Here is a 20,447-nt window from a genome sequence, read left to right as displayed (position 1 = left end):
TGTTACTGCCATCGCCGGAAAGCGACACTTGCATTAACACCGCCAAAGCCGAATCCGTTGGAAATGGCATGTTCCATGAGAATGGGCCGCGCAGATTGGCGAACGAGGTCGATACCAGCGGCAACAGGATCGGGGGTTTCTAAATTTCTCGTTGGGGGAGCAATTTGATCGCGCAAAGCGAGCACCGTGAAGATTGCCTCAATACCGCCTGCGGCACCAAGTAGGTGCCCGGTAGCCGATTTCGTGGCGCTTACGACCACATCATGATTGCCGAACACGGATTGTATCGCGGCAATTTCTCCTCGATCTCCTACGGGGGTGGAGGTGGAATGTGCGTTCAAATGTTGAATATCGATTGGTTTCAACCCAGCACTGTGGAGTGCAATTCCCATCGCACGGGCCGCGCCTCGGCCGTCATCTGGACCGGCAGTCATATGATGTGCATCGGCGCTTGTGCCGTATCCCACCAATTCCGCTATGGGCTTGGCACCCCGAGCGAGGGCATGTTCTAATTCCTCTATGACGATCAGACCCGCCCCTTCAGACATTACGAAACCATCGCGCCCGGTGTCGAACGGCCTCGACGCCAGTTCCGGGGTAGTATTGTAGCCGGTGGATAGTGCTCGCGCGGCAGCAAATGCCCCAAGACTAACCTTATCAATGCATGCTTCTGCCCCGCCGCACAGAGCGATGTCGGCCTCGTTAGAGCGTATCAGCCGCGCGGCGTCGCCGATGGCTTGAACGCTGGCAGCGCAGGCGGTTACAGGCGTGCCAATAGGACCTGTAAATCCATGCCTGATGGTAACATGTCCTGCCGCGAGATTGGCCAGAAACGATGGCACGGTAAAGGGTGATAGCCTCCGTGCTCCCCGTGTATCCGTTATACGAACTGCTGAAGCAATTGCAGGAAATCCGCCTATACCAGAGGCAATAATTGTCGCCGTGCGCTCACGTTCGTAGTCGCACGTAGGATGCCATCCCGCCGTTTCAAGAGCCTCCATCGCGGCCGCTAGTGCGAACAGAATGAAGCGATCCATTTTTCGTTGATCCTTTGTGTCAACGATCACATCGGGATCGAAACCGGCTTCGGAATCTTCAATCAGGCTGGGAACGAGTCCTCCGATTTTCACCGGCAGGTCGCTGGAGATTTCATCGGGCAAACTCCTAATTCCTGATTTTCCTTCCAAGAGCCTTTTCCAGCTTGTTTCGGTCCCGGAACCAAGAGGGCCCACCAGACCCATGCCGGTTATAACAATTCGACGCATTTGATTATTCCGCTTTTTCTGAGTTTACCCGCTTCACACGGTTTATGACGCGCATCGTTTCTTCCGTCGCCGCTGGGCCTGCTAGAAGAACCGTGTTTTCAGGAGTGATTTTTTCTCCAGTATCCGCATCGACTATGATGGCGTTTCGTTCCCTACCGGTTTCCCTGTCGCCAAGGCGCATGGCTATTTCATTGGGCGCAAGATTCCGGTTTCCCCATGCGAACAGGGCGATTGCTACCGGATAGAAATCTCGCCCCTTGTCGGTAAGGACGTATTCAAATCGAGGCGGATGATCATTGTATCGTTGCCTTTCAAACAACCCTTCGGCTGTGAGATGTTTCAATCGCCTCGCCAAAATGTTCGTGGAAATACCGAGATTCTTCTCGAATTCATCGAATTTGCTCAACCCTTGGAAGGCGTCCCGCAGGATCAGGATGCTCCACCAGTCACCGACGCTTTCCAGCGCTCGGGCTGCGGGACATTCGGATGATAGAAAGCTTGTTCGTTGCATGGCACATCCATAATGGCGTTACTTCCATTATGCAAGTTACATATGTGACAGCGGCGACATGACGCGAGGGCTATCCGAGGCATCCATTGCGGCGATTCGCCCGACCAGTTGAGCAGCGGCGATCACCCGGCCGGATGGCGGTGAATGCAACCCGTCCTATTTGCCGCCGATAGTATCCGGCAGCCCTCTCGCATCCGCTTTCCTGTTGCCTGTCCCGATTTTGCCTACTCTCTGATCGGCTCCGTCTCTTTTGCCGACTGGAGCCTGCATTGCGCGGAGGCCGAATCCTTTGGGGTCAGATCGCCGTAGTCTTCACCATCGTCTTGGTGATGACGTGGGCGGCGACGCAATGGGTAGCGTTTCGCCTCGGCTTCCAGCCCCAGCTTGGCAATCCGTGGTTCGAGCTGGTTGGCCTGCCGGTCTATTATCCGCCGGCCTTCTTTTGGTGGTGGTTTTCGTTCGACGCCTACGCGCCCGCGATCTTCGTCGAGGGCGGCATCATCGCCGTATCGGGCGGTTTCCTCGCCATCGCCGCCGCCATCCTCATGTCGATCATCCGGGCACGGGAGGCGCGCAACGTCGCCACCTATGGTTCGGCGCGATGGGCAGAGGATAGGGAAATCCGCACCGCCGGCCTGCTCGGTCCCGATGGCGTCCTGCTCGGCCGATACAACCGGGACTACCTGCGCCATGATGGCCCGGAGCATGTCCTATGCTTCGCCCCGACGCGCAGCGGCAAAGGTGTCGGGCTGGTGGTGCCGACGCTGCTGACATGGTCCGCATCCGCCATCGTCCACGACATAAAAGGCGAAAACTGGACGCTGACAGCGGGCTTCCGCGCGAAGCATGGCCGCGTGCTGCTGTTCGATCCAACCAACGCCAGATCGTCGGCCTACAACCCGCTGCTGGAGGTCCGGCAAGGGGAATGGGAAGTCCGCGACGTGCAGAACATCGCGGATATTCTGGTCGATCCCGAAGGCAGCTTGGACAAAAGGAACCATTGGGAAAAGACCAGTCATTCGCTGCTGGTCGGCGCGATCCTGCATGTCCTCTATGCGGAGAAGGACAAGACCTTGGCGGGCGTTGCCAACTTCCTGTCCGATCCGCGTCGCCCGGTCGAGGCGACCTTGCGCGCCATGATGGATACGCCGCATCTCGGCGAGGCTGGCGTTCATCCCGTCATCGCGTCGTCGGCCCGCGAGCTGCTGAACAAGAGCGAGAACGAGCGCAGCGGCGTCCTTTCCACAGCCATGTCATTTCTCGGCCTCTACCGCGATCCCGTGGTGGCGCAGGTGACGGCACGATGCGACTGGCGCATTGCCGATCTGGTCGGCAGCCGCCGGCCCGTCACGCTCTATCTGGTCGTGCCGCCGTCCGACATAAACCGCACCAAGCCGCTTATCCGCCTGATCCTCAACCAGATCGGCAGGCGGTTGACCGAGGAACTGACCACCTCCGGCAAGCGCCATCGCCTGCTGTTGATGCTGGACGAGTTTCCGGCGCTCGGCCGGCTCGACTTCTTTGAATCGGCGCTCGCCTTCATGGCGGGGTATGGAATCAAAGGCTTCCTGATCGCGCAGAGCCTCAACCAGATCGAGCGCGCCTATGGGCCGAACAACGCCATCCTCGACAACTGCCACGTCCGCGTCAGCTTCGCCACGAATGACGAGCGGACGGCCAAGCGGGTGAGCGACGCGCTTGGCACCGCGACCGAGTTGCGCGATTCCACCAACTACGCCGGCCATCGCCTTGCACCGTGGTTAGGTCACTTGATGGTTTCACGGCAGGAGACGGCTCGGCCGCTGCTCACGCCGGGCGAGATCATGCAGCTTCCGCCAACCGACGAAATCGTCATGGTCGCGGGCACGCCGCCGATCCGCGCAACCAAGGCCCGCTATTTCGAGGATGCGCGGTTTCAGGAACGCATCCTGACCCCGCCCGATCTGGTCGCCGCTCCGCTGGCGCCCAGCCCATCCGCCGATGACTGGTCCGGCCGCGTGGTCGCGGCGGGAAGCCGTTCCGCAACGGTCGCCGCAGATGCGACCGAGGGCGATCCGGCCAACGCCGGCATCCGCCGCGAGCCGGAATTGCCCGAGCATGAGGAAATCGTCACCCCGCCGCCATCCCCCGAACAGGAGTTCGACATTCTGGACGACGAGCCGGATGTTGACGCGGCCAAGGCCCGCACTATCCGCCAGCGCATGAGGATGGTGGCGCGGCAGGTGGCGATGAACCCCGATGATGGAATCGAGCTTTGAGGACACGCCTATGACCACACGCACCCGCCTGAATCTCTATTTCGACCCAGCGCTCATCCCGCAGATCGAGGCGATGGCGCTGCGCCGCTCGGCGGCGCTGCGCCGCAATGTCTCGAAATCCGCCATCGTGGAGGCGGCGGTCATGTCCTACCTGTCCGGCGATGCCGACGACCAGCTTGAAGCCGCCATGTCTCGCCGCTTGGATAAACTCGGCCGCCAGATCGACACGCTCGACCTAGATCTCGCCGTCCTCGGCGAGACGGTCGCGCAGTTCATCCATTTCTGGATGACCATCACGCCGCCGCTTTCAGGAGCCGCGCAATCTGCTGCCCGCGCGAAAGGTGCGGAACGGTTTGAAGGATTCATGCAGAATCTCGGCCGGCGTCTGGCGACGGGCGACAGGTTCTTGAAGGAGATTACGAGAGATGTTGGGCCTGAAGAAGGTCTTCCGGGGTTGAACAATCATCCAACGCAGGAGCGCTGATGAAGATTATTGCACCGACTATAGTCGCTATGCGCGGCGCTAGGTTCGCCTACTTCTCTCCGTCAACGCATCAATGTTATCTAGAGCTTCCGAATTGCTGAACTACCTCTCCGGTTATCCACGCGCTATCAGGCATCAGATCAAAGTGATTTCGCCCAGGGCGTTCGAGATACCGTGCTGATGGGAAATGTGCGACGGCGGCGGCTGTTGCATTCCGAAAAAAGCACTTTTCGCCTGCATAAAGTAAAACTGGCGCAGTGAACGACTCAGAAGCCGCACCCAAGGGCGGCCATTCAGCTTCAGCGGTGCGTAATGCATGAAGTGCGTTGGTGTTGACGCGAGCAAGACGGGTGGCCATGCCGTCCGGCACATCGAACATTTGCATCCAAACAGCAAGCCAAGCTTGTGCTCCACTGGAAAATGTTTCGGCAACCATATCTGTCGCCAAATCGACTTCAGAGTGAAGCTCGAACCCCCCAAGAATCAATCCTCGATAAGCCTCTGGATTTTGAACGGCGGCAGCGAGCGCTATTTTTGCGCCGAGCGAGTATCCCCAGACTAATGGATTTACTAGATCTAGGGTGTTGATTACCGTTTCAATGTCAGAAGCCATTTTGGGCAATGCGTAAGAGGACGAATTCGTGGGGCATGTGCTTAGCCCGTGCCCGCGAGGTTCGACACATACGACATGAAATTCCTTAGCCAATCCTGAGATGTAGCCAAGTTCTAACCAGTCCTCACAGGTCATGCTGATGCCAAAGATCAGGACAAGAGGCAGGTTCGTTTCATCACCAAACGTCTCATACCTCACGAGAACGTCGTCATTTTTAACATAGGGCATGACCATTAATAACGTGCGACAAGCCTGATCGCAACTTCGGTAGCAAAAAGGAGAGGTGGAAAGGCAGCAGAATCTCGGCCGGCGTCTGGCGACCGGCGACAGGTTCCTCAAAGAGCTGTCGCGCGACCTCGACTCACTTCCCGACGATCCGTTGCCGGACGAATCCGAGAGCAACGGCGATCAAGAATAAGTATTCGGACCCGTCCTATTTACCGCCGATGGCCGCCGATTGCCGCCGCCGCTTAGATACTTGTTGAACCGGCCCAATTCCGGGCTTTCTTAATCGACCCCGATCCGGGGACCGCCTGTTGCGCCCCGCCAGAAGCCGGGGCCGACATGACCACCAACCACCACAGACAGGAAGCGATCCAGCGCGGCGCGCGCATGTTGCGCACCGCGCTCGGCCCCGCCATTGCCCGGCTGCTCGAAGACCCGGCCGTGGTCGAGGTAATGTTGAACCCGGACGGTCGCCTTTGGGTGGACCGGCTGTCCGAAGGGCTTTCCGACACGGGCGAACGCCTGTCCGCCGCCGATGGCGAACGCATCGTGCGGCTGGTCGCGCATCATGTCGGCGCAGAGGTTCATGCCCGCAGCCCCCGCGTCTCGGCAGAGCTGCCCGAGAGCGGGGAACGGTTCGAGGGCCTTTTGCCGCCCGTGGTCGCCGCGCCGGCCTTCGCCATCCGTAAACCTGCCGTCGCGGTGTTCACGCTCGACGACTATGTGGCCGCCGGCATCATGTCTGCCGATCAGGCGGAAACGCTGCGCGAAGCCGTCGCAGCCCGCGCCAATATCTTGGTGGCGGGCGGCACTTCCACCGGCAAGACCACGCTCACCAATGCCCTTTTGGCGGAGGTCGCCAAGGGCGCGGATCGTGTCGTCATCATCGAAGACACCCGCGAGCTGCAATGTGCCGCGCCCAATCTGGTGGCGCTGCGCACCAAGGATGGCGTCGCCAGCCTGTCGGACCTTGTGCGGTCCTCGCTGCGCCTGCGCCCCGACCGCATCCCGATTGGGGAGGTGCGCGGATCGGAAGCCCTCGACCTGCTCAAAGCATGGGGCACGGGCCATCCCGGCGGGATCGGCACCATTCACGCCGGCACCGGCATCGGCGCGCTTCGTCGCCTTGAACAGCTCATCCAAGAGGCTGTCGTCACGGTCCCGCGTGCGCTGATCGCCGAGACTATCGACCTTGTTGCCGTCCTTTCCGGGCGCGGTTCCGCGCGCCGGCTGGCCGAGCTTGCCCGCGTCGAGGGGCTGGGGCCGGACGGCGACTACCGCATCACGCATCCCATCCCTTCGGCAATCCCCACCAGCACAGGAGAATCTTCATGATCCGCACCCTTACGCGCGGCTATCGCTTCGCCACGACCGCCGCATCTGCCCTTGCCATCAGCCTCATGCTTGCCCCGGCCGCCCATGCGTCCGGTTCGTCGATGCCATGGGAACAGCCCTTGCAGCAAATCCTCCAGTCCATCGAGGGGCCGGTCGCCAAGATCATCGCCGTCATCATCATCATCGTGACGGGCCTGACCCTCGCGTTCGGCGATACCAGCGGCGGCTTCCGTCGCCTGATCCAGATCGTTTTCGGCCTGTCCATCGCGTTCGCCGCATCGAGCTTCTTCCTGTCTTTCTTCTCGTTCGGCGGCGGGGCGCTCGTTTGATGGCGGGCGGCCTCGAACTGCTCGACGCGGTGCCGGGCTTCACGGTCCCGGTCCACCGGGCGCTGACCGAGCATATTTTGCTCGGCGGCGCACCGCGCTCCATCGCCATCATGAACGGAACGCTGGCCGGAGCCGTGGGCCTCGGTTTGCGCCTCTGGCTGGTCGGCATCGCCATTTGGGCAATCGGCCATTTCGCAGCCGTATGGGCGGCGAAGCGCGATCCCCAATTCGTCGAGGTCGGGCGTAGGCATCTGCGCGTCCCCGGCCATCTGGCGGTGTGAGGGCGCGGCCATGATGAACCTTTCCGAATATCGCCGCACCGCCGCCCGGCTCGCCGACTATTTGCCATGGGCCGCATTGCTCGGCTCCGGCGTCGTCTTGAACAAGGACGGCAGTTTTCAGAGGACCGCGAAGTTTCGCGGTCCCGATCTGGATTCCGCCGTCGCGGCCGAGCTGGTCGCCGTCGCCGGCCGCATCAATAACGCCGTGCGCCGCCTCGGCTCCGGCTGGAGCATCTTTGTTGAGGCGCAGCGCAGCGAGGCCGCGACCTATCCCGACAGCACCTTTCCCGATGCGGCATCGGCGCTGGTCGATGCCGAGCGCAAAGCCGGGTTCGAGGAAGCAGGCACGCATTTCGTGTCGGGCTATTTCCTGACCTTCCTCTGGCTGCCCCCGGCCGAGGAAGCCGCCCGCGCCGAAACATGGCTCTACGAGGGCCGCGAGAAAACCGGCGTGGACCCGTGGGAGCTGCTGCGCGGCTTCATCGACCGCACCGACCGCGTGCTGGCTTTGCTCGACGGCTTCATGCCCGAGTGCCGTTGGATGGATGATGGCGCGACGCTGACCTATCTCCACTCCACCATCTCGACCAACCGGCATCGCGTGCGCGTGCCCGAGGTGCCCATGCACCTCGATGCGCTGCTCGCCGACCAGCCCTTGACCGGCGGGCTGGAGCCGCGCCTTGGGACCAAGCATCTGCGCGTGCTGACCATCGTGGGATTCCCGACCGCGACGACGCCGGGCCTGCTCGACGAAATGAACCGCCTGCCGTTCCCCTACAGGTGGAGCACGCGCGCGATCCTGCTCGACAAGACCGACGCGACGCGGCTGCTGACCCGCATCCGCCGCCAATGGTTTGCGAAGCGCAAGAGCATCGCCGCGATCTTGAAAGAGGTGATGACCAACGAGGCGTCCGCGCTGGTGGACACCGACGCGGCCAACAAGGCGCTCGACGCCGACATGGCCTTGCAGGAACTCGGCGCGGACGTGGCGGGCATGGCCTATGTCACGGCCACCGTCACCGTATGGGATGCCGACCCGCGCCTAGCCGACGAGAAGCTGCGCCTGGTCGAGAAGATCGTTCAGGGGCGCGACTTCACCGCCATGCCCGAGAGCGTCAACGCGGTTGACGCATGGCTCGGCAGCCTGCCCGGACACGCCTACGCCAATGTCCGCCAGCCGCCCATCAGCACATTGAATCTCGCCCACATGATCCCGCTGTCGGCGGTGTGGGCGGGGCCGGAACGGGACGAGCATTTCGGTGCGCCCCCTCTGCTCTTTGGAAAGACCGAAGGCTCAACCCCGTTCCGGTTGTCTTTGCATGTCGGCGACGTAGGGCACACCCTTGTCGTCGGCCCCACGGGCGCGGGCAAGAGCGTGCTGCTCGCCCTTATGGCCTTGCAGTTCCGGCGCTACGCCGGATCGCAGGTCTTCGCCTTCGACTTCGGCGGCAGCATCCGCGCCGCCGCGCTCGCCATGGGCGGCGACTGGCACGACCTTGGTGGCGGGCTGACAGAAGGGGCCGAGGCGTCCGTCTCGCTCCAGCCGCTCGCCCGCATCCACGACACCTATGAACGCGCATGGGCGGCGGACTGGATCGCCGCCATCCTCATGCGGGAAGGCATCGCCATCACGCCCGAGGTCAAAGAGTATCTTTGGACGGCGCTGACTTCGCTGGCCTCGGCCCCGGTCGAGGAACGCACCATCACCGGCCTTGCGGTGCTGCTGCAATCCAACGATCTGAAACAGGCGCTCCGGCCGTTCTGCGTCGGCGGTGCCTATGGCCGGCTGCTCGACGCCGAAGCCGAACATCTCGGCTCGGCGGATGTGCAGGCGTTCGAGATCGAGGGCCTTGTCGGGACTGGAGCGGCCCCGGCCGTGCTGTCCTACCTGTTCCACCGCATCGGCGACCGGCTCGACGGGCGGCCGACGCTTCTCATCATAGATGAAGGCTGGCTTGCGCTGGACGACGAGGGTTTCGCCGGCCAGCTCCGCGAATGGCTGAAAACGCTCCGCAAAAAGAACGCCAGCGTCATCTTCGCCACGCAAAGCCTGTCCGACATTGACGGCAGCAACATCGCGCCCGCGATCATCGAGAGCTGCCCGACGCGGCTTCTGCTGCCGAACGAGCGCGCCATCGAGCCGCAGATTACCGAGATTTACCGGCGTTTCGGGTTGAATGACCGGCAGATCGAAATCCTCGCACGGGCCACGCCCAAGCGCGACTACTACTGCCAGTCGAGGCGCGGCAATCGCCTGTTCGAGCTTGGCCTGTCCGAAATCGGCCTCGCGCTCTGCGCCGCATCCGCCAAATCCGACCAGACGCTCATTGCACAGATCGTCGCCGAACACGGCCGCGACGGCTTCCTCGCCGCATGGCTACGCGCGCGCGGCGTCGAGTGGGCGGCCGAGCTGATCCCCAACCTCACCAATCTTGCCGACCGGCCGGAATCCGCCGCGCCGGCCCGGCTCGATACCCACCCCACACAGGAGATTCTTCCATGACCTATCCCAAGTTTGTCGGGGCTTCGGCCCTCGCGCTGGCGCTCGCAGTGCCCGTCGCGCTGTCGCCCATGCTGGCAAGCCCGGCCCATGCGCAATTCGGTTTCGGCCGGATCGTCTATGACCCGAGCAACTACGCGCAAAACCTGCTCACGGCAGCGCGCACGCTGGAGCAGATCAACAACCAGATCACCAGCCTCCAGAACGAGGCGCAGATGCTCATCAATCAGGCCCGCAATCTGGCGAGCCTGCCGTATTCGTCGCTCCAGCAGCTCCAGCAGAACGTGAGCCGGACGCAGCAGCTTCTTAGCCAAGCGCAGAACATCGCGTTCGAGGTCGGGCAGATCGACCAAGCGTTTCAACAGCAATACGGCAACGTCTCGCTTTCGACGACCGACGCCCAGCTTGTCGCCGATGCGCGCAGCCGGTGGGAGAACACGGTCGGCGGCTTGCAGGACGCAATGCGCGTGCAGGCGGGTGCGGTCGGCAACATCGACAGCAACCGCGCCGAGATGGCCGCGCTTGTCGGCCAGAGCCAAGGCGCGACCGGCGCGCTGCAAGCCACGCAGGCCGGCAACCAGCTTCTCGCGCTCCAGTCACAGCAGCTTTCCGATCTGATCGCGGTCATCTCGGCGAACGGCCGCGCCGACGCGCTGACCGAAGCCGAGCGCGCGACCGCCGCCGAACAGGGCCGCATCCAGCGCGAGCGTTTCCTGACGCCCGGCAGCGGCTATCAGCCGGGTAACGCGCAGATGTTCAACAACGGCAACAACTGACCGGGAGGCTCGCCATGGACGGCAAGATGCTGGTCCGGCTCGGGGCCGTGGTGTTCGTTGCGATTGCCTTGACAGTGACCGCAATCGACATGACGCGGAAGGACGAGCCTTCCGCGTCACGGCCGGCATCGGCCCTCCAGCCCCCGGCCGATCCCCTGCGCGAAACCCTGCGCCGTTGCCAGCAACTCGGCGAGGCGGCGGCGAGCGACACCGACTGCCTCGCCGCATGGGCTGAATCCCGCGACCGCTTCCTCGGCCGTGACCGCAGCGAGGCGCGCTGACCATGGGAAACACGGGCGTCATCGACAATTTCCTCGGCGTATTCACGCGCTACATCGACAGCGGGTTCGGGCTGTTGTCTGGCGAAGTCGCCTTCATCGCTACCACCCTGATCGTCATCGACGTGACGCTTGCCGCGCTCTTTTGGGCATGGGGCGCAGATGACGACATCATCGCTCGGCTGGTGAAGAAGACCCTTTTCGTGGGCGTCTTCGCCTACATCATCGGCAATTGGAACAACCTCGCCCGGATCGTCTTCGAGAGCTTCGCCGGCCTCGGTCTCATGGCGTCGGGCACCGGCTTTTCTGTCACCGGTCTGACGCGGCCGGGCCGCGTAGCGCAGACCGGCCTCGACGCCGGCCGCCCGCTGCTCGACTCCATTTCCGACCTGATGGGCTGGATCGCCTTCTTCGAGAACTTCATCCAGATCGCGTGCCTGCTGTTCGCATGGGCGCTCGTGGTGTTGGCCTTCTTCATCCTCGCCATCCAGCTTTTCGTGACCCTCATCGAGTTCAAGCTGACCACGCTTGCCGGCTTCGTCCTCATCCCCTTCGGCCTGTTCGGCAAGACCGCCTTCATGGCCGAGAAGGTCTTGGGCAACGTGGTGTCCTCCGGCATCAAGGTTCTGGTGCTCGCCGTCATCATCGGTATCGGCAGCACCTTGTTTTCGCAATTCACGGCCGGTTTCGGCGGGGCGACCCCGACCATCGACGACGCCATGGCGATTGTGCTGGCAGCTCTGTCGCTGCTCGGCCTCGGCATCTTCGGCCCCGGCATAGCAAACGGCATCGTTTCGGGCGGCCCGCAGCTCGGCGCGGGTGCTGCCGTGGGAACCGGGCTTGCGGTCGCAGGTGCAGCCGTCGCCGCTGGCGGCGGGGCCATGCTCGCCGCCAAAGGTGGTGCCGCTGCCCTGTCCGGCGGGGCCGCGGCCGTCCGCGGCGGCGCGGCCACCGCGGGCGCGGCGACCGCCGCCTATAGCGTCGGATCGCTTGGCCAGTCCGGCGCGGCAGGCGTCGCCTCCGGTCTCGGCGGCGTCGGCCGCGCAGCAGGTTCGGCCGCCATCTCACCCCTCAAACGCGCCGCCGCGCGGGCCAGCGAATCCGTCAAATCCAGCTTCTCCGAAGGTTCGAAGGCCGGATTCGGCGCAAGCGGCGGCAGCTCCACCATGGGAACGGTCGGCGGGAGCGATGCTGCGCCCGCATCGCCGGCACCATCCGCCGGTCCTCCGGCCTGGGCGCAGCGCATGCAGCGTTCGCAAGCCCTCAACCACGGCACGACCATGGCCGCCCATGCGGTGCGCTCCGGCGACAGCCACGGCTCCGGTTCCTCCATCAATCTTTCCGAAAGTGACCGCTCATGAGCATCTTCAAACGACCAGCAACTCATTACGGCAAGACGCCGGAACCCGAGACGCCTTATCAGCGCGCCGCGCAAGTGTGGGACGAGCGTATCGGCTCGGCCCGCGTGCAGGCGCGGAACTGGCGGCTCATGGCCTTCGGCTCGCTGATCCTCTCGGCCGGCTTCGCCTCTGCGCTGGTCTGGCAGTCCGCGCGTGGGACCGTGGTGCCTTGGGTCGTGCAGGTGGACAATCTCGGTCAGGCGCAGACCGTCGCGCCAGCCAATGCCGACTATCGCCCGACCGATCCGCAGATTGCTTTCCATCTCGGCCGCTTCATCGAACAGGTCCGCGCGATCCCGGCCGACGCGATCATCGTCCGCCAGAACTGGCTTCGCGCCTATGAATGGACCACGGATCGCGGCGCGGCGGCATTGAACGATTACGCCCGCGCCAATGACCCTTTCACCAAGGTCGGCCGCCAACAGGTCGCCGTCGAGGTGTCCAGCGTCATCCGGGCCTCGCCCAACAGCTTCCGCGTCGCGTGGACGGAAAGGCATTTCGAGAACGGCCAGCTTTCCACCACGGAACGATGGACGGCCATCCTCACTATCGTCATCCAGCCGCCGCGCGACGCCGAGCGCCTGCGCGCCAATCCGCTGGGAATCTACGTCAATGCAATTTCGTGGTCGCGGGAGATGAGCCAATGAAAACGTCAGCTTGCATCAATCACCTCGCTGATCTTTCCCTTGGAGATCATGAAGAACGAGGTGCCCGCTATCTCGATCTTCTGCCCAGCCTTCCAGCCGTTGGGCAGGTCGGCCTTGACCTTGGCGCGATAGCCGATGCGCACCGCTGCACGGTCCTCAATGGCGATGCAGTCGAGAATTGTCTGTTCTCTTTCCGCAAACAATTCAACACCCTGTTCCGCCAACGCGCGAAATGCCTCAATCCCATGCGTCTCGTTCGTCACTTCTCCGTTCGATCTGTTGATAAACCGAACGTCGCCCGACAGGCAGTCGAGCATCGCCTGAACATTCATCGTGTTGTAGGCGTCGATATACCGGGCAACAATCGTCGGGACAGTATCCATCCTGTCAGTTCCTCACTACTAATCCTAAAGCCGCTATCGTATGCTATTTTTGTGACGGTCGTGGCAATCGCTTTGACCGGCTGCGCCACCAATCGGATGCCGCAATTCAGCTATGACGCCAGCGTTCCGCCGCTGCCGACCGTGCAGGCGGCAGCAGTCGACAACACGCCCCGGCCGCTGCATGTGCCCCCGGCATGGACCGTGGCGCGGGGCGGTACGGCTGCCGGCACGCCGACCGGCCGCGTCGAGAACGCCAATGCAGCCGCCCGCGTCGAGCCGCGCCGCGAAGGCTACTACAACGCCATCCAGATATATCCGTGGTCGGAAGGCGCGCTCTATCAGGTCTATGCCGCAGTCGGGCAGATCACGACGATCGCGCTGGAGCCGGGCGAGAGCCTGACCGGCGCGGGGCCAATCGCGGCGGGCGACACCGCCCGCTGGATCATCGGCGACACGGAATCCGGTTCGGGCGCGAACCGCCGCGTCCATATCCTCGTGAAGCCGACGCGACCCGACATCGCCACCAACCTTGTCGTCACCACCGACCGGCGCACCTACATGATCGAGCTGCGCGCCCGGGAATCGCTCTACATGCCCGCCGTCGCCTGGGCCTATCCCGCGACGCCCGGCCAGCGCCGCACCGTTCCGACAGCCCCGATCATCCCCGCCGAGGCGGCGCGGAACTATCGCTACGCCTTGCAGGTGCAGGGCGATAGCCCGCCATGGCGGCCCGTCTCCGTCTTCGACGATGGCCGCCGCGTCTATGTCGTCTTCCCGGCCGGGATCGTGCAGGGCGAGATGCCGCCCATCTTCGTGCTTGGCGCGAACGGCGAGCCGCAGATCGTCAACAGCCGAGTCCACCAGAACGTCCTGATCGTGGACCGCCTGTTCGGCGCGGCCGAGCTGCGCCTTGGCTCTGGCAGCCGCCAGCAGGTCGTCAGGATCGTCCGCACCAACCCGACGCAGGCCGCCGACGCGCAGCCCGCCAGCGCGACCGGAGGCTCCCCGTCATGACCGACAACACCATCACCGAAACCGCAGCCCCCATGCGGCTGCGCGCCGAGCCGCCGCGCGTCACCCGCCTGTCCCGCAAGATGCTGGCGGGCGTCGGCGCGGTTGCGTTGCTCGGCATCGGCGGCGCACTCATCTATGCGCTCCAGACCCGCGACGGAGGGCCGGACGGCGGCGAACTCTACTCGACCGAGAACCGGCCCACGGCGGACGGCCTCGCCGGTCTGCCAAGCGACTATAGCGGGCCGGTGCTCGGCCCCGCGCTGCCCGGAGATTTGGGCCGTCCGATCCTCGACGCGCAGAACCGAGGGCAGCCCGTCGCACCGCCTACGATGGCGACGCCCGCCGTCGATCCCGCCGAGGAACGCCGCCGCGCCGAGGAAGAAGCCGCGCGCTTAAGCAATGTGTTCTTCCAGTCCGGCCCGCGCACGGGATCGCCGGCAGGGACGGCCATGCCCAGCCTTGCCGGTCTTGGCCTCGGCGGACAGCCCGCGACGCAGGACCGGCACGCGGCTTTCCTCAATGGACCCGTGGACCGGCAGACTGTCGCGCCGGATCGTGTCGCGCCGCCGGCATCGCCCTACATCCTTCAGGCCGGGGCCGTGATTCCGGCCGCGCTCATCACCGGCATCCGTTCGGACCTGCCGGGCCAGATCACGGCTCAAGTGACCGAGAACGTCTATGACAGCCCGACCGGGTCGCTGCTGCTGATCCCGCAGGGAACGCGCATCATCGGCCAATACGATGACGGCGTGACCTTCGGCCAGCGAAGGGTGCTCTTGGTGTGGAACCGCCTGATCCTGCCGGGCGGCCGTTCCATCGTCCTTGAGCGTCTGCCGGGTGCGGACGCTTCCGGTTACGCCGGGCTTGAGGATGGCGTGGATTACCACTGGTGGGATCTGATGAAGGCCGCAGGGCTGTCCACGCTGCTCGCAGTCGGCACGGAACTGGCGACCAGCGACGAGGACCGGCTTATCCGGGCCATCCGCGACGGGGCGCAGGATACCGTCAATCAGGCGGGGCAGCAGATCGTCCAGCGCCAGTTGCAGGTCGCACCGACGCTGACCATCCGGCCCGGCTTCCCGGTCAGGATCATCGTCACCCGCGACCTTGTATTCGAACCGGCAGGAGGTTGACCATGACCAAGCTGAAACTCGGCCCGCTGCCCGACGACAAGCCCGTGAAGATCACCGTGGAGCTGCCTGCGCCACTTCACCGCGATCTGGTCGCCTATGCCGAGGTGCTGGCCCGCGAGAGCGGCCAGCCCGCCGCCGATCCCGTCAGGCTCATCGTGCCGATGCTGGAGCGGTTCATCGCAACGGATCGCGGCTTCGCCAAGGCACGGCGAGCCGCCAACTGAGTCCCATCCCGGCAGGGGTGCCGCCAGCGCATAGGCGCAAATGCGGCACGCTACAGGCCGCCGACTGCCCTCCATGGTTCGCCTAATTCCGGGGCCTTGAGCGCCTCGGATTCCAACAGAACCAAGGAGGATTCCATGTGCGCAGAGCGCCGCCGCGCCCGGAGAGGGCGACCGCGACAGTCGATCCCCGAACCACTTCCCGACGATCTTTTCGACTACGCCGACGATCCTACGCCCGACGGCCGGACGCGAGCCGGCAACATGCCACTTCTCGGCCCGGATGGGCAGAGGATGCGTGTCACCGACGACTGGCCCGAAGACATTCCCGTCACCGAAGCCGAGATTGACGTGTTCGAGCGTTGGTTCGGCGATGTGTTCGACGAACTCTTGAACCCGAGAAAGCCGAATGACAGCTTGCAATACCTATCACAAACTGATAGGAAAAAGACGTGAGCGTGGATCGTGATCCAAGCCTCGACACGCTTCTGGACCTCGACGGACAGATGCTCTTTGTCGATCCCGAGGGCGGCCATTGGGTGAAGTTCGTCGTCACCCGCGTTCCGGCCTCGCCGGAAAAGCCGCACGGCCTCGATTATTCGCTCACGCTTCACGAGCTTTCGGGCGAACGGCTGGTCGGCTTCGACAATGCCCATCCGGTCGGCCGAGGCAGGCGCGGCGCGCCGATGGACCATCGGCACCGCTTTCAGACCGTGAAGCCTTACGCCTACGAGGATGCGGCCACGCTGCTGGCCGACTTCTGGCAGGCCGTGGACGCGGTATTGAAGGAACGAGGTGCCCTATGACCACATTGAAAGTCGGGATTGCCGACTATGAAGAAATGAAGGCCCGCACCATGCGGATCGCGCGCGGCGAGGAAAAACCTGCGCCCAGCGATCCGAAGGTGTGGTTCACCTCGACCGAATCCTTTGCCAAGGTGCTGTCGGCCGGCAACCGCGAACTGCTGCGCATCATCGCCGAGAAAGCCCCGGCATCGCTGGAGGAACTGGCGGAAATCACCGGCCGGGCCGGCTCCAATCTGTCACGCACCCTGAAAACCATGGAGAACTACGGTCTTGTGCGACTCGAACCGGGGCATGGGCGTAAGCTCGCGCCCAAGGTGGTGCATGACCGCGTGGAGCTGGCGTTGCCCCTGATCGACCACCCCAAGATGAAGAAAGCTATGGGAGGCCGACCATGAACATTCACAGCCCAACCACTACCGCCCGCGCCGCGCTCTACCTGCGCGTTTCGACTGCCCGGCAGGCGGAGCATGATATTTCCATTCCCGACCAGAAGCGGCAGGGCGAAGCCTATTGCGAGCAGCGCGGCTATCAGCTCGTTGAGACTTATGTGGAACCGGGCGCAACCGCCACCAACGACAAGCGCCCCGAATTCCAGCGCATGATCGAGGCGGGCACGTCGAAGCCCGCGCCCTTCGACATTGTCGTGGTGCATAGCTTCTCGCGCTTCTTCCGCGATCACTTCGAGATGGAGTTCTACGTTCGCAAGCTGGCGAAGAACGGCGTCAAGCTCGTGTCCATCACGCAGGAAATGGGCGACGATCCCATGCACCAGATGATGCGGCAGATCATGGCGCTGTTCGACGAATACCAGTCCAAGGAGAACGCCAAGCACGTCCTGCGCGCCATGAACGAGAATGCCCGGCAGGGTTTCTGGAACGGCGCACGGCCGCCCATCGGCTATCGCATCGTCGCGGCCGAGCAGCGCGGATCGAAGATCAAGAAGAAGCTGGAGATCGACCCGCTGCACGCCGACACCGTGCGGCTGATCTATCGCCTGTTCCTCGAAGGAGACGGCACGTCCGGCGCGATGGGCGTCAAGGCCATCGCCACCTATCTCAACGAGCGCCGCTTCTTCACCCGCGACGGAGGGCGTTGGGGATTGGCGCAAATCCACGCCATCCTGACCCGCACCACCTATATCGGCGAGCACAGGTTCAACACCCGCTCGCACAAGGATCGGGAGAAGAAGCCGGAGAGCGAGGTCGCCATCATGGCGGTGCCGCCCCTAATCGAGCGCGAGACGTTCGACGCGGTGCAAGCCCGCCTCAAGTCCCGCAATCCCATGGTGACGCCTGCACGTGTCTCCAGCGGCCCGACGCTCCTGACCGGCATTTGCTTCTGCGCCAAGTGCGGGGGAGCGATGACGCTTCGCACCGGCCAAGGCAGCACGGGCGCGACATACCGCTACTATACCTGCTCGACCAAGGCCCGGCAGGGCAAGACCGGCTGCAAGGGTCGCACGATCCCCATGGACAAGCTGGACCATACGGTCGCCGATTATATCGGGGACCGCCTGCTCCTGCCCAAGCGGTTGGAAACCGTCCTTGCCAGCGTCATCGACCGCCGACAGGAACGCACCGAGCGCCGCCGCGAGCATCTTGCCGAGCTTCAAAGGCGAATCACGGAAGCCGACCAGCGGCTCGGCCGTCTCTTTGACGCCATCGAAGCCGGCATGGTGGACAAGGACGACGCCATGGCAAAGGAACGCATGGTGAGCCTCAAGGCATTGCGGGATCAAGCCGCCGCCGACGCGGAGCGCACGCAGCTCGCGCTCGATAGTTCAGGCAATCAGGGCGTCACCCCCGATATGCTCAAGGGGTTTGCCCGCAAAGCCCGTGAACGGATCAGGCTCAACGATGGCGGCTACCGCCGCGACCATCTACGCGCGCTGGCGCAGCGTGTCGAGGTTGCCGACGACGAGGTTCGCATCATGGGATCGAAGTCGGAACTGCTGCGAACGCTGGTCGCCGCTTCAAGCGTAGAAACGGCGGCGTTCGGCGTTCATAGTTCTGTTCTGANTCGAAGTCGGAACTGCTGCGAACGCTGGTCGCCGCTTCAAGCGTAGAAACGGCGGCGTTCGGCGTTCATAGTTCTGTTCTGAAATGGCGCGCCCGAAAGGATTCGAACCTCTGACCCCCAGATTCGTAGTCTGGTGCTCTATCCAGCTGAGCTACGGGCGCACTTGCTGCCTAACGTCCTAACGTATTGTTACTGCACCGCTAATGGCTTCGAGTTGCTGTTATCTGTGAAAGAACAAAATTACACCGTAAGGGTGGATTTGCAAGAATGATTGTGACGCAGGTGTGACCGCGGAGTCGGCCGCCGTGGTTCTTCCAGTGCAAGCCAAGGTGTACACGTTTTTTCTGAAGGGTTGATTTTCATTGTGCTCGGAATGGGCTCGCCTGCGCTGAGCGGAGTGGGGAATAAAACTACTATTTCACCGACCTACGAGATGCAGCCGGGGCCGTGGCGTTGGTTGGCATGAACAGGTTCTCGCCACGCGCTTGAGAGGGTTGATCCTTCCGTCTGTCTGCGGTCTATAGTTGTATCTTGATTTGCGCCCGTTCTGCTCCTTGAGAAGTTGATGAATATCTTAGATAACATTTCCCATCGTTTAGGAGATGACCTTCGGACTAATTTGCAGCGTGGGGCGCGTCTGAAGATCGCAGCTTCAACGTTCTCGATCTATGCATTTGAGGCTCTGAAGGCAGAGCTCTCAAAGATAGATAGTTTGCAGTTCGTTTTTACAGCGCCGACTTTCATTCCTGACGAGGCATCGGATCGTCTGCGTAGGGAACATCGCGAGTTCTACATTCCGAAGTCGCGGCGGGAGAGCGGTCTTTATGGAACAGAATTCGAGATACAGCTGCGCAACAAGCTTACGCAACGCGCGGTGGCACGCGAATGTGCGGACTGGATCCGCAAGAAAGCGTCTTTTCGATCTAACGCGTCCAAAGCTTCGATGCAGCAGTTTATCCATGTATCGGGGGCAGAGGACGAAGTAACTTACATGCCTATCAGCGGCTTCACGGCAGTGGATCTTGGATACCAGAAAGGCGATGCGGTCTCCAATCTGGTTAGCCGCTTTGATGATCCCGCACAGGCGAAGGTCTATCTCGAACTTTTCAATTCCATCTGGTCAGATCCGGAAAAGGTAAAGGACGTCACCGAGGCCATCTGCGAACACATCGAGGCTGTTTACAAGGAGAACTCGCCCGAGCGCATCTATTTTCTGATGCTCTACAATATATTCAAAGACTTTCTCGAGGAGGTTGATGATGATGTGCTGCCAAATGATCGCACAGGATACCAGGAAAGCGAAGTCTGGACCAAGCTCTTCAACTATCAAAGAGACGCCGCGAAAGGCATCATAAATAAGCTGGAGACGTATAACGGATGCATTCTTGCCGACTCAGTTGGCCTCGGAAAAACATTCACCGCCTTGGCCGTAATCAAGTATTACGAGCTACGAAACAGGTCTGTTCTCGTTCTCTGCCCCAAGAAGCTCGCTGACAACTGGCTGAACTATAACTCCAACCTGACCACCAACATATTCGCAAAGGACAGGTTCAACTACGATGTCCTCTGCCATACGGATCTCTCTAGAACCTCAGGCGAGTCTTTCGGTATCCCACTTAATCGAGTGAACTGGGGAAACTACGATCTGATCGTTATCGATGAATCTCACAACTTTCGGAACAACGACGTCTTTAAGGACCGTGAGACCCGATATCAGAAACTGATGAACCAGGTCATTCGCGCTGGCGTGAGGACCAAGGTTCTAATGCTATCCGCGACCCCGGTTAACAACCGATTCTCCGATCTTAGGAACCAGTTGGCTCTGGCCTATGAGGGGCATTCTGACGCTCTGAGCAGCAACCTGAAGACGCAGGCGAGCATCGAAGAAATTTTTCGAAGAGCGCAGAAGGCTTTCAATGGCTGGTTGAAGTGGTCCCGGAAAATCGGACAGTCAGCTAAGGTGTATCCC

22 protein-coding genes, 1 tRNA gene and 1 pseudogene are annotated in these 20,447 nt (G+C 62.5%); 19 read left to right on the top strand and 5 right to left on the bottom strand.

From position 1 onward, the window contains the following. Nucleotides 1–2 precede the first annotated feature (2 nt). Both fabF and NDI72_RS20900 read right to left on the bottom strand, forming a co-directional pair. Nucleotides 3–1,265 (bottom strand): beta-ketoacyl-ACP synthase II, encoded by a 1,263-nt coding sequence (gene fabF / locus NDI72_RS20905; protein WP_084639837.1) that lies wholly within the window; start codon nucleotides 1,263–1,265, stop codon nucleotides 3–5. 4 nt (nucleotides 1,266–1,269) lie between these two features. Beyond that, nucleotides 1,270–1,776 (bottom strand): winged helix-turn-helix transcriptional regulator, encoded by a 507-nt coding sequence (locus tag NDI72_RS20900; RefSeq protein WP_031623797.1) that lies wholly within the window; start codon nucleotides 1,774–1,776, stop codon nucleotides 1,270–1,272. Between the two features lie 269 nt (nucleotides 1,777–2,045). On the opposite strand from NDI72_RS20900, the gene NDI72_RS20895 reads away from it, so the two are divergent. Continuing rightward, nucleotides 2,046–4,034 carry a conjugal transfer protein TraG gene (locus NDI72_RS20895; protein WP_029074264.1) on the top strand — a complete coding sequence of 663 codons (1,989 nt, stop codon included), beginning with the start codon at nucleotides 2,046–2,048 and terminating at the stop codon, nucleotides 4,032–4,034. A gap of 10 nt (nucleotides 4,035–4,044) precedes the next feature. Beyond that, nucleotides 4,045–4,518: a hypothetical protein gene (locus tag NDI72_RS20890; protein ID WP_029074263.1), complete on the top strand. Its 474-nt coding sequence runs from the start codon at nucleotides 4,045–4,047 to the stop codon at nucleotides 4,516–4,518. 76 nt (nucleotides 4,519–4,594) lie between these two features. Here NDI72_RS20890 and NDI72_RS20885 read toward each other — a convergent pair whose 3' ends face one another. Continuing rightward, the gene (locus NDI72_RS20885; RefSeq protein WP_031623917.1) at nucleotides 4,595–5,365 is read right to left on the bottom strand and encodes an alpha/beta fold hydrolase; all 771 of its coding nucleotides are present in this window, start codon (nucleotides 5,363–5,365) and stop codon (nucleotides 4,595–4,597) included. Nucleotides 5,366–5,426: 61 nt separating this feature from the next. Between NDI72_RS20885 and NDI72_RS20880 the strand changes: the two are divergent. The 9 genes and pseudogenes from NDI72_RS20880 to trbF form a co-directional block, all read left to right on the top strand. Further along, nucleotides 5,427–5,549: pseudogene (locus NDI72_RS20880) on the top strand (CopG family transcriptional regulator); the annotation flags it as partial. A gap of 146 nt (nucleotides 5,550–5,695) precedes the next feature. Further along, nucleotides 5,696–6,691, top strand: a complete 996-nt coding sequence (gene trbB / locus NDI72_RS20875) for a P-type conjugative transfer ATPase TrbB (RefSeq protein ID WP_029074262.1) — start codon at nucleotides 5,696–5,698, stop codon at nucleotides 6,689–6,691. Beyond that, nucleotides 6,688–7,020, top strand: coding sequence for a TrbC/VirB2 family type IV secretion system protein (locus NDI72_RS20870; RefSeq protein WP_029074261.1), 333 nt, complete (start codon nucleotides 6,688–6,690; stop codon nucleotides 7,018–7,020). The genes trbB and NDI72_RS20870 overlap by 4 nt, the downstream gene beginning before the upstream one ends. After that, nucleotides 7,020–7,301: a VirB3 family type IV secretion system protein gene (locus NDI72_RS20865; RefSeq protein ID WP_029074260.1), complete on the top strand. Its 282-nt coding sequence runs from the start codon at nucleotides 7,020–7,022 to the stop codon at nucleotides 7,299–7,301. Before NDI72_RS20870 ends, NDI72_RS20865 begins: the two co-directional genes overlap by 1 nt. A 10-nt stretch (nucleotides 7,302–7,311) precedes the next feature. Next, nucleotides 7,312–9,804, top strand: coding sequence for a conjugal transfer protein TrbE (gene trbE / locus NDI72_RS20860; RefSeq protein WP_029074259.1), 2,493 nt, complete (start codon nucleotides 7,312–7,314; stop codon nucleotides 9,802–9,804). After that, the gene (gene trbJ, locus NDI72_RS20855; RefSeq protein ID WP_029074258.1) at nucleotides 9,801–10,577 is read left to right on the top strand and encodes a P-type conjugative transfer protein TrbJ; all 777 of its coding nucleotides are present in this window, start codon (nucleotides 9,801–9,803) and stop codon (nucleotides 10,575–10,577) included. The genes trbE and trbJ overlap by 4 nt, the downstream gene beginning before the upstream one ends. A gap of 14 nt (nucleotides 10,578–10,591) precedes the next feature. After that, nucleotides 10,592–10,858: a putative entry exclusion protein TrbK-alt gene (gene trbK-alt, locus NDI72_RS20850; protein WP_031623918.1), complete on the top strand. Its 267-nt coding sequence runs from the start codon at nucleotides 10,592–10,594 to the stop codon at nucleotides 10,856–10,858. Between the two features lie 2 nt (nucleotides 10,859–10,860). Continuing rightward, on the top strand, nucleotides 10,861–12,216 hold the full coding sequence (gene trbL, locus NDI72_RS20845; protein WP_029074256.1) for a P-type conjugative transfer protein TrbL: 1,356 nt from the start codon (nucleotides 10,861–10,863) through the stop codon (nucleotides 12,214–12,216). Next, nucleotides 12,213–12,902 (top strand): conjugal transfer protein TrbF, encoded by a 690-nt coding sequence (trbF, locus tag NDI72_RS20840; protein ID WP_031623919.1) that lies wholly within the window; start codon nucleotides 12,213–12,215, stop codon nucleotides 12,900–12,902. The genes trbL and trbF overlap by 4 nt, the downstream gene beginning before the upstream one ends. Nucleotides 12,903–12,907: 5 nt before the next feature. Here trbF and NDI72_RS20835 read toward each other — a convergent pair whose 3' ends face one another. Continuing rightward, nucleotides 12,908–13,285, bottom strand: coding sequence for a nuclear transport factor 2 family protein (locus NDI72_RS20835; RefSeq protein ID WP_029074878.1), 378 nt, complete (start codon nucleotides 13,283–13,285; stop codon nucleotides 12,908–12,910). Between the two features lie 96 nt (nucleotides 13,286–13,381). Between NDI72_RS20835 and trbG the strand changes: the two genes are divergently transcribed. From trbG to NDI72_RS20800, 7 genes are all read left to right on the top strand, one after another. Next, the gene (trbG, locus tag NDI72_RS20830; protein ID WP_200523655.1) at nucleotides 13,382–14,299 is read left to right on the top strand and encodes a P-type conjugative transfer protein TrbG; all 918 of its coding nucleotides are present in this window, start codon (nucleotides 13,382–13,384) and stop codon (nucleotides 14,297–14,299) included. Further along, nucleotides 14,296–15,432, top strand: a complete 1,137-nt coding sequence (locus tag NDI72_RS20825; RefSeq protein ID WP_031623920.1) for a TraB/TrbI/VirB10 family type IV secretion system protein — start codon at nucleotides 14,296–14,298, stop codon at nucleotides 15,430–15,432. The genes trbG and NDI72_RS20825 overlap by 4 nt, the downstream gene beginning before the upstream one ends. A gap of 2 nt (nucleotides 15,433–15,434) precedes the next feature. Then, nucleotides 15,435–15,656: a DUF2274 domain-containing protein gene (locus tag NDI72_RS20820; RefSeq protein WP_029074252.1), complete on the top strand. Its 222-nt coding sequence runs from the start codon at nucleotides 15,435–15,437 to the stop codon at nucleotides 15,654–15,656. A gap of 135 nt (nucleotides 15,657–15,791) precedes the next feature. Further along, the gene (locus tag NDI72_RS20815) at nucleotides 15,792–16,109 is read left to right on the top strand and encodes a hypothetical protein (RefSeq protein WP_029074251.1); all 318 of its coding nucleotides are present in this window, start codon (nucleotides 15,792–15,794) and stop codon (nucleotides 16,107–16,109) included. Next, the gene (locus NDI72_RS20810; RefSeq protein ID WP_127520397.1) at nucleotides 16,106–16,459 is read left to right on the top strand and encodes a toxin-antitoxin system TumE family protein; all 354 of its coding nucleotides are present in this window, start codon (nucleotides 16,106–16,108) and stop codon (nucleotides 16,457–16,459) included. The genes NDI72_RS20815 and NDI72_RS20810 overlap by 4 nt, the downstream gene beginning before the upstream one ends. After that, nucleotides 16,456–16,854, top strand: coding sequence for an HVO_A0114 family putative DNA-binding protein (locus NDI72_RS20805; protein WP_029074249.1), 399 nt, complete (start codon nucleotides 16,456–16,458; stop codon nucleotides 16,852–16,854). Before NDI72_RS20810 ends, NDI72_RS20805 begins: the two co-directional genes overlap by 4 nt. Then, the gene (locus NDI72_RS20800) at nucleotides 16,851–18,524 is read left to right on the top strand and encodes a recombinase family protein (RefSeq protein ID WP_283801673.1); all 1,674 of its coding nucleotides are present in this window, start codon (nucleotides 16,851–16,853) and stop codon (nucleotides 18,522–18,524) included. Before NDI72_RS20805 ends, NDI72_RS20800 begins: the two co-directional genes overlap by 4 nt. A gap of 38 nt (nucleotides 18,525–18,562) precedes the next feature. Here the strand turns inward: NDI72_RS20800 and NDI72_RS20795 are convergent. Further along, nucleotides 18,563–18,639, bottom strand: a tRNA-Arg gene (locus NDI72_RS20795). 404 nt (nucleotides 18,640–19,043) lie between these two features. Between NDI72_RS20795 and NDI72_RS20790 the strand changes: the two genes are divergently transcribed. Next, nucleotides 19,044–20,447, top strand: a 1,404-nt coding sequence (locus tag NDI72_RS20790) for an SNF2-related protein (RefSeq protein WP_283801672.1), incomplete at its 3' end; no start/stop codon positions are given.

Origin of the sequence: Nitratireductor sp. GZWM139 (genome assembly GCF_030068685.1) — a bacterium.
Classification (GTDB): domain Bacteria; phylum Pseudomonadota; class Alphaproteobacteria; order Rhizobiales; family Rhizobiaceae; genus Nitratireductor; species Nitratireductor aquimarinus.
This window is presented reverse-complemented; position numbering and strand designations above follow the sequence as displayed.